This is a genomic window from Cephaloticoccus capnophilus (genome assembly GCF_001580045.1).
Lineage (GTDB): Bacteria > Verrucomicrobiota > Verrucomicrobiia > Opitutales > Opitutaceae > Cephaloticoccus > Cephaloticoccus capnophilus.
The window spans coordinates 26,937-40,435 of sequence record NZ_LSZP01000042.1 but is presented as its reverse complement, the minus strand read 5'-3'; the positions used below and the strand labels follow the sequence as shown (position 1 = coordinate 40,435).

The window sequence follows — 13,499 nt, the reverse complement described above, 5'->3', positions numbered from 1 at the left end:
TGGCAGGGCGGTCAATATCGGGGCAGGCGATCATTTGGGTGTTAAGCAAAGTCTTTGCGGAATCGATAGACGCTCTGGACCAGTCCTTGCAGCAGGCAGCAACTGAGCACGAAGGAGCCTCCGTAACTGATAAAGGGAAGCGGTATGCCCGTGATGGGCACCAGTCCGATGGTCATAGCGATGTTTACAAACACGTGCACCGTGAAGAGCACGGTGACGCCTACGGCGATCAGCGTGCCGAGGCGGTCGCGGGCGAGCCCGGCGATGCGGATGCCGTTAAACAAGACCAGTCCAAACAGACTCAGAACCGTAAAACTTCCCAATAAACCTTTCTCTTCGGCGATGACCGAAAAGATAAAATCGTTGTGCGCGACCGAGCGCGGCAAGTAGCCGAGCTGCGCTTGTGTGCCCTGCGTCCAGCCTTTGCCGGTGAGCCCGCCGCTGCCGACCGAGATGAGCGATTGGCGCTGGTTCCAGCCGATGCCCATCGGGTCGATTTTGTCGGGGGCGACGAAGGAGATGATCCGGTTGCGCTGATAATCGTGGAGCGGCACCCAGGTCTGCGCCTCAAACTTCCCGCGGTCGCGTAAGTAGGAGTAGCCGTGTGCCTCCATAAAGCTCGCATACCGCCATGTGTCCCAGCTCACCAGAGCCACGATGACTAAAAACGCCGCCAAAGCCCCCGCGAAAAAGCGGGCAGAGAGCTTGGAGACGAACAACATCGCAAAGACCATCGGGGGCAGCACAATAGCCGACTTTAAGTCCGGCTGGAGCAGGATAAGGATGAGCGGCAAACCCACCGCAAGAGCCAATTTTCCCAACACCCCGAGCGAGTCGCGCACCGTGCCGATCCGCTCGCGCACGAGTAAGCTCGCCGCCATGATGAGCACCGCAACCTTCGCTGTTTCAGAGGGTTGGTAGGTAAAAGGCCCTATTTCGAGCCACCGTTGCGCGCCAAACCGCTCGCTGCCTACGCCCGGTACGAGCACCAACAGCAGAGGCACCAGCGCCAGCCCATAAAACCAGTGCGCGACACTCAGCCAAAACCGGTAATCAATCAGCGATACACCCAGATAAATCGCCCCGCCCATCGCCAGCCACACCAGTTGCGTAATCCAGTTACGCCCATGTACCGGTAACTGCGCACTGTAGATAAAGAAGACGCCGATGAGCGCGAGCCCCGCGCACGCGAGCGGACTCAGCCAATCCCACCGCGACCGGGTGTGGGGGCGGAAAGGCAAGAGGCTTTCGAGTCGCTCGACGAGATTCACAGAAATAGAAGGAGGATGGGCTAGGGCGGACGGAGATGTGAAGACGGGCGGCAGGCTGCCACCGCCGCTCACGCTCGCGCGATACTTTATTCCACTGCGCGTGGTGCGGCAGCGTGTCGCTGCACCCATTTACAGAGCCGCTTGCTTGCTGTGCATTCGCACAGCAAGCAAGCGGCTCTGTAGAAAGGAACCCAAACTTGGAAGCGGGAGTTTACTGGTGATTTTCCCCACTTCGCCCAAACGGGTTATCACTCTACTTTTCCCTCCCTGTGCAACGCACAGGGGGAATGCTTTCAAATTTGGGATTTCGCTTTCGCGCTACAGCGCGCGGCGAAATCCCAAATTGAACGGGTGCAGGCACAGCCTGCCGCTCCACGCGGAGTGGAAAAGGAGTGGGCTGCGAGACCTGCGGAGTATTGGGGGGTGTTTTGAAGAGGTTCCCAATAATTGACTCGAATCGCTGTCATAACGGCCTAGATTCGCTCGCTACGCCTAATAATGCCCGCGCTTTCCATCAGCCTAACCTTAGTCTTCTTGGCCGCCGCTATGCGGCTCGACTGGAGCTTGGCGGTCTACGTCCTCGTCGGCATGGGCATCGGCTTTTGGTCGATTTGGGCGGTCACCCGCTCGATTCGCCGCGAAGCGCGCAAAAGTGCGGAGACGATTCTACAGGTTGCCAAACGCGAAGCCGCCGTCGCTGCCGAAGAAGTCCGCCAAAAGGCCGCCGAGCGCATTCGTAAAAAACGCGCTGCCCTAGTCGAGGAGTTTGCCGCCAAAGAGGTGGATGCCGAGGTGCGGCTGCGCGAGATTCGCGCCCACGAAGAATCGCTCGCGCTACTCGACCACCAACTCGAACAACGCACCGAGCGGCTCAACCGTGAGCTCGCCGCCGTTCGCCAGACCCGCGAAACCATCACTGCGCTCTCTGCCAACGTCCGCGAACGCCTCGAAGGCATCTCCAAGATGGACACCGAGGCGATGAAGCGTGCGCTGCGCGAGGAAGTCATCCTCGAATGCCAAGACGAGCTCCGCCAGCTGCGCCGCGAGATCATGGAGCGCTCCGAGCAAGAGCTCGAAATGCAGGCGCGCGACAAACTCGTGACCGTCATGCAGCGGATCGCCGTTCGCCAAAGCCACGACCTCTCCGCGACCATCGTTCAGCTTCCCAGCGAGGAGATGAAGGGCCGCATCATTGGTCGCGAAGGCCGCAATATTAAGACTTTCGAGGCCGCCACTGGCGTTACGCTGCTAATCGACGAGACCCCGCAAACCGTCCTCATCTCCTCCTTCGACCCGGTGCGCCGCGAAGTCGCCCGCCTCGCGCTCGAAGCCCTCGTCAAGGACGGTCGCATCCACCCCGCGACCATTGAGGAATTTGTAAAAACCGCCCAGAGCGAAATCGACTCCAGTGCCGACCTCGCCGGCGAGGAGGCGGTTACGCGCCTCAGCATCAACGGCTTGCACCCCGAGGTCATTAGCCTGCTCGGCAAGCTCAAGTATCGCTTCGCCTACAACCAAAACGTCCTCGACCACCTAATCGAGTGCGCCTACCTCGCCTCAATGATTGCGAGCGAGCTCGGCCTCGATGCCAATGTCGCCAAACGCGCCGCGCTCCTCCACGACATCGGTAAAGCCGCGCCCGCCGGTTACGAAGGCAGCCACGCGCGAGTCGGCGCAGCCTTTATCAAACGCTACGGCGAGACGCCCATCGTCGTGAACGCCGTCGAGGCGCACCACGAGGAGGTCAAGCCCGAGACCATTTACGCGGGCATCGTTATTCTAGCGGATACCATCTCGGCGGTGCGGCCCGGTGCGCGCGCCGAAAGTGTAACCAACTACATCCAGCGCCTAGAACGACTGGAGGCACTGGCGAACGCGATCGACGGCGTGCAGCAATCCTTTGCGATTCAAGCCGGGCGCGAAATCCGCGTTGTGGTTTCGCCCGACGCAGTGGACGACGACCGCGCGCGCGAAATCGCCCGCGAGTTGCGCCAAAAAGTGGAGACCGAGCTGGACTACCCGAGCACGATTAAAATCACAGTCATCCGCGAGAAACGCTTCACCGAAACCGCTGAGTGAGGCGGCGGTCAGTGACCGTTCTCTCTGAGCCTCCACTACGCGTGGGGCGCAGCCGCAGGCTGTTTTATTTGGCGGCGGGCTCGTTGGCCCGCCGCCCATTCAATTTGGGATTTCGCAACGCGCTATCGCGCGAAAGCGAAATCCCAAATTTGAAAGCACTCCCCCTGTCGCGTTGCGACAGGGAGAATAGTAAAAGGGAAAAGTAGAGTGATAACCCGTTTGGGCGAGGTGGGAAAAATCACCAGTAAACTCCCGCCTCCAAGTTTGGGATCCTTTCTACCGAACGCTTGGCTGCCGTGCATAAGCACGGCAGCCAAGCGTTCGGTAAACGGGTGCAGGCACAGCCTGCCGCCCCATGCGTAGTGGAAAAGTGCCGCTCACTGGTGGTCTGTAGTTAGGAAAGCGCGGTGAGCAGCGTGGCGTGGAGTTCGGCGGTGGCTGCTGCGACGGTGGTGTCTGCGCGGTGGGCGGCGCCGCCGGTCCAGTCGCTGATTACGCCGCCTGCGCCGCGAATAATCGGCACGAGTGCAGCGATATCCCAAGGGTTCATGATGGGGTCGAGCATCGCGTCGGCTTGGCCGGTGGCGACTAGGAGGTAGCCGTAGCAATCGCCCCAAGTCCGTGCGATTCGCGCACGGCCCAAAAGGGCACTGGCGCGCGCGGCTCCCATCCGTGCGTCGAGGTTTACGGTGTCGCTCGTGAGCAGCGTCGCCTCGGCTAGCGTGGTGGTCGTGCGTGTGCGGACGCGGCGGCCATTGAGCTCGGCGCTTTGGCCGTCGCCGATGAGGAGTTGGCCGAGGGTGGGTTGGTGAATGGCACCGAGGATGGGCGCGCCGTTGTGCAGGAGTGCGATGAGCGTGCCCCAGAGTGGCACGCCGCTAATGAAACTTTTCGTCCCATCGATGGGGTCGAGCACCCACACGAAGTCTGCGCCGTCGCGTTCGGTGCCGTGTTCTTCGCCGATAATGCCGTGCGCGGGGAATTGGGTTTTGATTTTTTGGCGCAGGAGCGCTTCGGCGTCGCGGTCGGCTTCCGTTACGGGGCTTTGGTCTGCTTTGTGCTCAACGGCGAGTGCGGAGAGGTCGTTGGCGAGTCCGCGCGCGAAGTAGGGTTTGAGGAACTTGCCGCTCGCGTAGGCGAGCTCAGCCAGAAAATTTCGATAAACGCTTAAATCCACAGTGCGGGACTCAAAGCGGGTTTCTGGGGCGTGGACAAACGCTATTCCTGCCCTATCTGCTCTCGCGTTTCCTTTTTTATGAGTAACTGGACTGCGCAGCCGATTCACTTTGTGGACTTCGAGGGAAGCCTCGCTTCGGGGATCGTGGAGTATGGCGTGGTCACGCTCATCGCGGGCGAAGTGCGCGAGCTGCACACGCGGCTTTGCGCGCCGCGCGGGCGGTTGCGCCAGGCAGACATTGCGGTGCACGGCTTGGGGGAGGGCGAGTTGGCGGGGGCTGCGCCGGTGGCGGAGGATTTCGCGCGTTTCGCGGCGTGGCGGCAGTCGGGCCCGCTCGCGGCGCATTTTGCCGGAACGGAAAACACTTTGCTCAAGTCGGTGTGGCCTTACTCGCGTGCTTCGCCGGATTTTACGCGCGGTGGTGTGGGCTCGGGCGGGGCGGCAGGGGCGGCCGGGGCGTGCGCGGAGTGGGGGCCGTGGGTGGATACAGGTGCGCTTTATCGGCAGCTCTATCCGCAGCTCGGGTCGTATAAGCTGGCCGAGTTGGTGAGCCGTTGCGGTCTGCAAGCGGAGCTCGACGCGCTCGCGGCGCAGCTTTGCCCGAGCGAGCGTTGTCGGTATCACGCTGCGCCCTACGACGCGCTGGCCGGGGCCTTGCTTTTGTGCGCGCTGGCGCACGAGCCCCAAGTCGCTGCGCTTTCGACGCTGCAACTCTTGGCGCTTTCGACGCTCGATGGCGCGAAGCGAGACGCGATCCAGCAGACGAGTTTTCTGTGAGACTTAACTTTGCGCGGGACTCACGGCGCGGCGTGTGGCCCAAGCGAGCCCGACCGACAGCAGCATAAAGAGGATGAGTCCTGCAAAGCCGAGGGTGGGCGAGAGTCCGCGCGAGATGAGGGCGATCGCGCCGAGCATGAGCAGCGTGCGGATGAGTCGCTCTGCTGTCGCCATGACGACGTTTACGCGCCCCATGAGCGCGTTGGGCACGGAGTGCAGCATGACGCTGCCGCGCACGACTCGCGCACCTGCGTTGCCGAGCCCGAGCATTAGCAGTGCGACGTAAAAGGCGCCCGTTCCCGGGACTAGGCTTAGGAGCCCGAGTCCGGCGAGGAAGAGGCCCATGAGTCCAATCGCTAACCCGGCTTGGCTGTGGCCTGTGATGAGTCGCGGCAGCGCGAGTCCGGCCAAGATCGCGCCGATAGCGAGCGCGACTTCGCCGCGCCCGTAGACGCTGGCGGAGGCTTCGAGCACGGTTTGCACGTAAACGGGGAACATGTAGCCGCCGACCATTACGGCGATAAACGGCGCGAGCGTGCAGATGAGAAATACGCTAAACGCAAGCCGCTCGCCCATCATCCAGCGCAGCCCGGTGATGAACGACATGACTGGGCTCTCGGGCGGGGTGGGGGCCGCCGTAGTTGGGTCTGGGTGGTCGTGATTTGCGCTATCGTCCGCCGCCAAATGCGTCGCGCGATACGGCAGCGTGCGCAGGATAAAGAAGCTCGCCGCGTAGGTCGCTGCGTTGAACAGCAGGATGAGGCCGAAGGGCAATCGGTCGATCAGCACGCTCGCCAGTCCGCCGGCGAGCATCGTGGCGATTTGCCCCTGCACTTCCATGAGGCCGAGGAGTGATTGGTAATGCCGTCGGTCGAAGACTTGTTGGATGAAGGCAAACTTCGCGGGGAAATGCAGCGAGTAGTAGAGCACGCCGCAGAAGAAGAGCAGCAGCAGTTGCCAGTTTTCTGAGACGCCGGTGGCGAGGATCCACGCAGTCATCGCTGCGGCTGTCAGCGCCCCAAAGGCTTCGCCCGCGACGAGTGCGGTTTTGCGCGAGTGTTTATCGAGCCAGCTCCCATAATAGGGCGCGAAGATCAGCAGCACGATGGTCGCGGCGATATTGTTCCAGCCGTAGAGCTCGGCCCCGCCCTCGCGCTGGACGATGAGCCAAGGGATGGTGATGAGGGTAATCCCCACGCCCATCGAGCTTAAGATGTTGGCGATAATCAGCCGTCGTATCCGAAAGTCGCGCAACAGGGTTTTCATTTAAGGGGCAGGGAGCTGTGTCAGCTCTGACGATCACGCTTGCTCGACGTTTTGCGCACGCAAGGAAATCTACGAAAGACTACGCTCGGCTCTCCGCTGGACTACTTATTTACCGCAAAAATGCGGCTCAAATGCTTGTCGCGCAGAACACCGCGCCGCATCGCCGAGCGCGCCAATGCAGTTTAATGGCGCCACGTCGCCCGAGCGTGAATGGATTGGGGCTGCTGGCCCCACCTACACCATACACGCGTGGAAGTCGGCGGTGAGGGCAGCGCGGTCGAGGTTGCGGCCAATAAAGACGAGCGTGTTTTGGCGGGCTTCGCCACTTGCCCATGCTCGATCAAACTTTGCGTCGAAGAGCATATGCACGCCTTGGAAGACGAGTCGCTTGTCTGCGCCCTTCACCGCGAGCACGCCTTTCATTCGGTAGATGTCGCCGCCCTTGATGCGGAGTAGCTCGCTGACCCATTGGTTGAGTCGCTTGCCGTCGAGATCGCCCACCGCCGTGATGCCGACGGAGCTAACTGCGTCGTTGTGCGTATGTGCGGCGTGAAAATCTTGGCTCCACACGGGTTTGACGAGCGCGCGAGGCGCGGCGTGATCAGTGCCCCCCGAGGCGTCGTTTGCGTTGGCCGTTTTGTAAATGTGTAGCGGGATTTCGCCGTGCTGCTCGACGACGAGGTAGTTCCCACTCTTAGGGATTTTCAGCGGGAAGTGGCCGTGGCCATCGTCGAGCGCGAGCCGTTGAAGGGCGGTGCCGGGGAGAATCGCTTCGCCTGCCTTTAAAACGGTTTCCCAATCCGAAAAGCTGGCGATGGCGACTTCGATTGCGGCGGCAGTCGCTGCGTGATCGGTGGCGCGTTGGTTCGGTGCGGCGACCGCTGCGAGCGGCAGCACGAGCAGGTCTAGCTCGTTTTCGTCGCCGTGGTGATGATGGTGGTGATCTCCGTGTGCGTGGTCGTGATGGGGGGCATGTGCGTCGCCATGCTCGTGTGCCTCGTGTCCCGCGTCGTGGTGGTCATGGTGTTCGCAATGGCCGACGACGAGTTCGTGCGTGCCCGCTTCAAGCGCGTAGGCTCCGGCCCACTCAAAGGGGTACTCGATTTCCAAAAACTTCGGGTCGAGCTCGGTCGCGCGCGAGAGATTGAAGCCGCCGACGTTGAGGACGTGGGCGAGCGGCAAGTCGCAGTTTTGCGTGCGGTGAAGCTTGGCCACGGCGTTGATGTTGCGCAGTCGTGTTTCGAGCGCATCCAGTTCGGCGGGGGCGACGAGGTCGGCCTTGTTGAGCAAAATCACATCGGCAAAGGCGACTTGGCTTTGCGCTTCGTCTTCGCGCCCGAGGTGCTCGAGGATGTGCTTGGCGTCCACGACAGTAACAATAGCGTCGATACGGAATTTTTCGCGCATCTCCTCGTCGGTGAAAAAGGTCTGCGCGACGGGTGCGGGGTTGGCCATGCCGGTGGTCTCGATGAGAATGGCGTCGAGCCGATCCTTGCGCTTGAGCAGCCGTCCGAGGATGCGGATCAGGTCGCCGCGCACGGTGCAGCAAATGCAGCCGTTGTTCATTTCGAAAATCTCCTCGTCGGACTGAATGACGAGCTGGTTATCGACGCCCACCTCGCCAAACTCGTTTTCGATGACGGCGATTTTCTTGCCGTGCTGTTCACTGAGGATGCGGTTGAGCAAGGTCGTTTTGCCCGCGCCGAGAAAGCCCGTGAGGACGGTGACGGGGATGCGGTTGTCGGAAACGGCGGCGGTGGGCTTAGTGGGCGAGGAGTTGGGCATGGTAAGAAATGCGAGAGGCAATGCGGCTGCGCGTGTTTTGCAATTCTGCTTCGACGCGTGCGCAGGGACCGTCCTTAAATCCGCGCAAGATGAACCCTGCCGCCGCCGCGCCCATTCCTTTTCCGGTCGATTTGCCGCTTGTGCGGGAGTATTTCCCTGAGTTGGGCGAAGGCGTTGTCGGGCAACTCGTGGAGCTTGCCCGCTGTATCCTCGATTGGAATACACGGATAAACCTCATCTCGCGGAAGGACGCTGCGCACATCGAGGAACACCACATCCTGCACGCGCTCACGCTGACCAAGGTGTTGCGACCGCCGCCCGCGGTGGCGAGCGAGGGGGGCAGTGCGCCGAGCGCGAGCTTTGCCGATCTGGGAACCGGCGGTGGCTTTCCCGGGCTCGTTTTGGCGATTTGTTACCCGCAGTGCCGGTTTACACTCGTGGACTCGGTGGGAAAAAAAATCGCCGCTGTGGGGGAAATCGCCCGCGAGCTTGGGCTAAAAAACGTGGATGCTCGTGTACAACGGGCAGAGACGATTTCCCAAAAATTTGACTACGTGACGGGCCGCGCTGTTACCGCTCTGCCGACCTTTCTCGGCTGGGCGCGTCCGCTGTTAAAAAAGGATTCGCGCGCGCGCACGGAGGCTGAGCCGAGCGCGAACGGTGGTGTGTATTACTTCAAAGGCACACTTTGGCGCGAAGAGTTGGCAGGCGGGACATGGCAACCAAGCTCATTATGGCCGCTCGACAAGTGGATCCCTAGGCCCTTCTTCGCCGAAAAATTCCTCCTGCACTTTGCGAGGTGAGCTGGCACCGCCTGGGGTCTGGGCGCTGTGTCGGAGTAAGTAATTCCTCCGATTGACGCAGCTGGCGGCCCTTCGTTCCCTCCGCGTTGCTACATGAAAGCTGTCATTCTCGCAGGTGGATTCGGAACTCGGATATCTGAGGAAAGCCATCTAAAGCCAAAACCCATGATTGAAATTGGGGGGCGGCCGATCCTCTGGCATATTATGAAAATCTACTCAGCCTACGGGGTGAACGATTTCGTAATCTGCCTCGGCTACAAGGGGTATTTAATAAAAGAATATTTCTCAAATTACTTCCTTCATATGTCTGATATTACTTTCGATATGAAAGAGAATCAGATGGAAGTACATCAAGAGCACGCAGAGCCTTGGCGCGTTACTTTAGTGGACACCGGAGAGTCAACAATGACGGGTGGCCGTCTAAAGCGCGTAGAGCCGTATTTAGATAAAACCGAGGACTTTTGTTTTACATATGGCGATGGCGTAAGTGATGTTGATATAAATAAACTTGTCGCCTTCCACAAGGCACATGGCGGCTTGGCGACCCTTACCGCGACCTATCCGCCGGCTCGCTTTGGTGCTTTGGATATTTTACCCAATCATCAAATCGGCCACTTTAAGGAGAAGCCCAAAGAGGAAGAACGAACGATTAACGGCGGTTTTTTTGTGCTATCTCCGAAAGTGCTCGAACTACTTGAGGATGATGCCTGCGTCTGGGAGCGCGGGCCCATGGAAGCACTCGCTCAACAAGGGAAACTCTTTGCGTATCCCCATCGTGGCTTCTGGCAACCGATGGATACTTTGCGTGAGAAAACGCTTCTTGAAACCCTTTGGAATGAAGGGAAAGCCCCGTGGAAGGTATGGTAATGAAGAGGCTGTACTAGACTAGCATAGCAGCTAATCTAGTATAGCCCCTAATTTATTAGGGGGCATAATCCTCTGGGTTTAGGGGGGCTGGTTTGGAAAAGGCCGCAGCGGGCGGCACTCATCGCAGGTCAGAAAGCGCGGGTGGGGGCTTTCCCCTAGCAAACAAGCGATGGGGAGAAGAAGTGAAATACATATTAGTCAAGATCGCTTTAGTAAATTACTTAGTCTTATATTATAAATGAGCTAGGGGATCATTAAGACAGTTTCGCCTCTTCAGTTTTCCCTTATTTGAGGAATGGGGAAATTAATAATGTCATAAATAAGGCGTAAGGGAACGCGCACTACATCTGCCTATCTCAGGTGGAATGACTCATTCTAAAACAGCAATGAACTATCATAACACTATGATATACAATAACTATGGCCAAAACAAGGAACTCAAAATCCTGCGTGACTGGTGCCAACTGTAAACCCTGCTTTACTACAGTCCCGTAATGAATTTAGATTTCTGGCGCGGGAAGCGCGTTTTTCTCACCGGTCATACTGGCTTCAAGGGGAGCTGGCTGTCTCTTTGGCTGCAAAGTCTTAGCGCAGAGCTTACCGGCTTTTCGCTGCCTCCGCCCTTCACGCCATCGCTTTTTGAGCAGGCACGAGTGGCCGATGGGATGAGGTCAATTATCGGCGATATCCGTGATCCGCTTGCTTTGCGCGAAGCACTAGCCTCTAGCCGTGCGGAAGTGGTTATTCATATGGCGGCCCAGCCGCTTGTCCGCGAGTCGTATAAGAATCCTTCCGAGACCTACTCGACCAATGTTATGGGAGTGGTAAATCTCTTTGAAGCAGTGCGCGCCTCCAAGGGCATTCGCACTGTTTTGAATATCACCACGGATAAATGCTATGAGAACCGTGAATGGGCTTGGGGGTACCGAGAAAACGAGGCAATGGGCGGTTACGACCCCTACAGTAGTAGCAAGGGCTGTGCCGAGTTGGTGACAGCTGCGTATCGCGCCTCTTTCTTTAATCCGAGTAACTACGCTGAGCACGGAGTCGCAGTCGCGACTGCGCGCGCGGGAAATGTTATCGGTGGCGGTGACTGGGCGATGGATCGGCTCGTCCCCGATATCATTAAGTCTTTCAGTTTGGGAGAGCCTGTTTTAATACGGAGCCCTTACTCTATACGCCCTTGGCAGCATGTTCTGGAGCCTCTTCGGGGTTACCTTCTGCTTAGCGAAAAACTATATACCGATGGCCCAAAGTATTCCGAGGCTTGGAACTTTGGCCCCAATGATGCCGATGCTAAGCCCGTCTCTTGGATTGTGACTCACCTCGTTGATCTCTGGGGCGAGGGAGGGACTTGGACGATCGATAATGGGCCACACGCTCACGAAGCCCACTTTTTAAAGTTAGATATTTCGAAAGCCCGAAGCTACCTGTCTTGGGAGCCAAAACTAAGCCTGGCGCAGGCTCTTGATTATATTGTGGAGTGGAATAAGGAATTCGAAAAAGGCGGATGCGCATGCGATTTGACCTTGAGGCAAATCCAACGCTACATGGAGCTTTGATTATCATGCCTTATCTATAAATTATTTTTTAATTATTAATATATAATAAAGAAGAGTGATGACTGCCTTCTTGGAAATTAAATTAGAAATCACCTTGGCCCGTCGCGAGCTAGACCTTTCAATTACAGTCCCATTAAAAGAAGCTATTGAGCGTACCCTCAATTGGCGCCGGAGATAATTAAATGCCTGTTCTATCTAATATACTATCTTATGCAAATGACATTCGCTTGCTCGCACTGGAGCTGTGTTATAGAAAGCGAAGTTCCCATATTGGAGGAGCTTTATCGATCGCGGATGTCCTCGCTGTTCTTTACGGAAAAACTCTCAATATTGCGCCTGAGACAATAAGCGACTCAGGGCGTGATCGGCTTTATTATAGCAAGGGGCATGCGTGTGTGGCGTTGTATGCTGCCCTAGCATTGAGAGCATTTTTTGATAGAGAAGAACTCCTTGATAAATTTACGAGGGATGGAGCCTACTTTACCTCGCATGTGAATCACCATTTGCCGGGAATCGAGCTTTCTACAGGGAGTCTCGGCCATGCGCTGGGAGTTTCCTGCGGCAGTGCGATAGCGTCTAAACGCTTAGCGCGATCCAATATCATCGTCACAATAGTGAGTGATGGTGAACTCGACGAAGGCTCTAACTGGGAAGCGATTTTATTCGCCGCCCACCACCAGTTGGATAATTTAATATGTATTGTGGATTATAACAAAATTCAGAGTTTTGGAAACGTCTCGGACGTGATGACTCTTGAGCCGTTGGTGGATAAGTTTCGAGCCTTTAACTGGAGTGTGGATGTGATCGATGGTCATTCTGTTTTTTCGATTCACGAAACATTGGAGCGTCTGAAAGTGGAGCGTTCCGGCCGACCAAAATGTGTAATTGCGAATACCGTGAAGGGTAAAGGCGTAAGCTTTATGGAAAATAAGATAGAGTGGCATTATCGCCCTCCGTCAGAAAACGAGTTCTTGAAGGCGTGCTCTGAGCTGAAAGGGACACTATGAGAAATACCTTTATTAACACTTTGTGCGATTTGGCCGAGGAAAATCAGGATGTTTTCCTTCTCTGTGGGGATCTCGGGTACTCGGTTTTGGAGCCTTTTGCTGAAAAATTCCCCGAGCGTTTTTTAAATGTCGGTGTTGCAGAGCAAAACATGATTGCGGTAGCCTCTGGGCTATCTGCTGAGGGCTACAATGTTTTTTGTTATTCGATAGGAAATTTCCCAACGCTGCGTTGCATAGAGCAGATTCGTTATGATGTGTGCTATCACAAGGCGAATGTTAAGGTTGTTGCTGTGGGAGCGGGTTATGCTTATGGAGCACTTGGGGTCTCGCACCACACGACTGAGGATATTGCTATGCTGCGTGCACTTCCCGGAATGCTCCTTTGCTCACCTGCGGATGCGATAGAAGCTCGCTTGGCCGCCGATTTTATGGTTCGGAGAAACGGGCCTGGGTATGTCCGCATTAATAAGTCAGGAGAGCCTAACGTGCACAGTTGTGTTCCTCATGAGTTTCTGCCCGGAAAGGTGCTATGGGTCAAGGAGGGGCAGGAGGTGCTTGTTTTAACCACTGGGGCGATTACTCATTCTATTTGCCTAGAGTTGACTCGAAGCCATCCTGACTGGGCCTTGGCAAGTGTTCCTTTCATCGGAAATTACGATAGTGCTCTGTTAGTGGATTTAGCTAAACGGTTTAATCAGATTGTGACTGTTGAGGAGCATCAACTAAATGGAGGGTTTGGGAGCTCCCTCTTAGAGGCGTTAGGGGACTTATATTCGAGTGGACAACTGCCTCATATGCCTAAGCTGCGGCGTTTGGCTATTCCCAATAGCTTTATCGCTAAGGCTGGAACTCAAGAGTATCTGCGTAATCTGGCCGGCCTTACACTGGATCGTATTTAGGAGCGT

11 protein-coding genes are annotated in these 13,499 nt (G+C 57.1%); 7 read left to right on the top strand and 4 right to left on the bottom strand.

Annotated features, from left to right (window positions below):
- Nucleotides 1-41 precede the first annotated feature (41 nt).
- Nucleotides 42-1,271 (bottom strand): rod shape-determining protein RodA, encoded by a 1,230-nt coding sequence (gene rodA, locus AXK12_RS04795; protein WP_231863544.1) that lies wholly within the window; start codon nucleotides 1,269-1,271, stop codon nucleotides 42-44.
- 498 nt (nucleotides 1,272-1,769) lie between these two features.
- On the opposite strand from rodA, the gene rny reads away from it, so the two are divergent.
- A complete protein-coding gene (gene rny, locus AXK12_RS04790; RefSeq protein WP_082782656.1) occupies nucleotides 1,770-3,350 on the top strand; it encodes a ribonuclease Y in 1,581 nt (526 codons plus the stop codon).
- A gap of 394 nt (nucleotides 3,351-3,744) precedes the next feature.
- On the opposite strand, the gene hisN is transcribed toward rny, so the two are convergent.
- Nucleotides 3,745-4,527, bottom strand: a complete 783-nt coding sequence (gene hisN / locus AXK12_RS04785) for a histidinol-phosphatase (protein ID WP_068711988.1) — start codon at nucleotides 4,525-4,527, stop codon at nucleotides 3,745-3,747.
- A gap of 78 nt (nucleotides 4,528-4,605) precedes the next feature.
- On the opposite strand from hisN, the gene AXK12_RS04780 reads away from it, so the two are divergent.
- A complete protein-coding gene (locus AXK12_RS04780) occupies nucleotides 4,606-5,304 on the top strand; it encodes a 3'-5' exonuclease (RefSeq protein ID WP_068712024.1) in 699 nt (232 codons plus the stop codon).
- 3 nt (nucleotides 5,305-5,307) lie between these two features.
- Here AXK12_RS04780 and AXK12_RS04775 read toward each other — a convergent pair whose 3' ends face one another.
- Both AXK12_RS04775 and AXK12_RS04770 read right to left on the bottom strand, forming a co-directional pair.
- Complete coding sequence (locus tag AXK12_RS04775; protein ID WP_068711987.1) at nucleotides 5,308-6,570, bottom strand: MFS transporter; 1,263 nt, start codon at nucleotides 6,568-6,570, stop codon at nucleotides 5,308-5,310.
- Nucleotides 6,571-6,804: 234 nt separating this feature from the next.
- On the bottom strand, nucleotides 6,805-8,355 hold the full coding sequence (locus AXK12_RS04770; protein ID WP_068711986.1) for a CobW family GTP-binding protein: 1,551 nt from the start codon (nucleotides 8,353-8,355) through the stop codon (nucleotides 6,805-6,807).
- A gap of 89 nt (nucleotides 8,356-8,444) precedes the next feature.
- Between AXK12_RS04770 and rsmG the strand changes: the two genes are divergently transcribed.
- The 5 genes from rsmG (at nucleotide 8,445) to AXK12_RS04745 (ending at nucleotide 13,493) form a co-directional block, all read left to right on the top strand.
- Nucleotides 8,445-9,158, top strand: a complete 714-nt coding sequence (gene rsmG, locus AXK12_RS04765; RefSeq protein ID WP_068711985.1) for a 16S rRNA (guanine(527)-N(7))-methyltransferase RsmG — start codon at nucleotides 8,445-8,447, stop codon at nucleotides 9,156-9,158.
- Nucleotides 9,159-9,251: 93 nt separating this feature from the next.
- Nucleotides 9,252-10,025 carry a glucose-1-phosphate cytidylyltransferase gene (gene rfbF, locus AXK12_RS04760; RefSeq protein ID WP_068711982.1) on the top strand — a complete coding sequence of 258 codons (774 nt, stop codon included), beginning with the start codon at nucleotides 9,252-9,254 and terminating at the stop codon, nucleotides 10,023-10,025.
- A gap of 494 nt (nucleotides 10,026-10,519) precedes the next feature.
- On the top strand, nucleotides 10,520-11,587 hold the full coding sequence (gene rfbG / locus AXK12_RS04755) for a CDP-glucose 4,6-dehydratase (RefSeq protein WP_068711980.1): 1,068 nt from the start codon (nucleotides 10,520-10,522) through the stop codon (nucleotides 11,585-11,587).
- A 182-nt stretch (nucleotides 11,588-11,769) separates the two neighbouring features.
- Entirely contained in the window at nucleotides 11,770-12,594 is an 825-nt protein-coding gene (locus tag AXK12_RS04750) for a transketolase (RefSeq protein ID WP_068711978.1), read from the top strand.
- Nucleotides 12,591-13,493 (top strand): transketolase family protein, encoded by a 903-nt coding sequence (locus AXK12_RS04745; RefSeq protein ID WP_068711976.1) that lies wholly within the window; start codon nucleotides 12,591-12,593, stop codon nucleotides 13,491-13,493. The genes AXK12_RS04750 and AXK12_RS04745 overlap by 4 nt, the downstream gene beginning before the upstream one ends.
- Nucleotides 13,494-13,499: the final 6 nt, after the last annotated feature.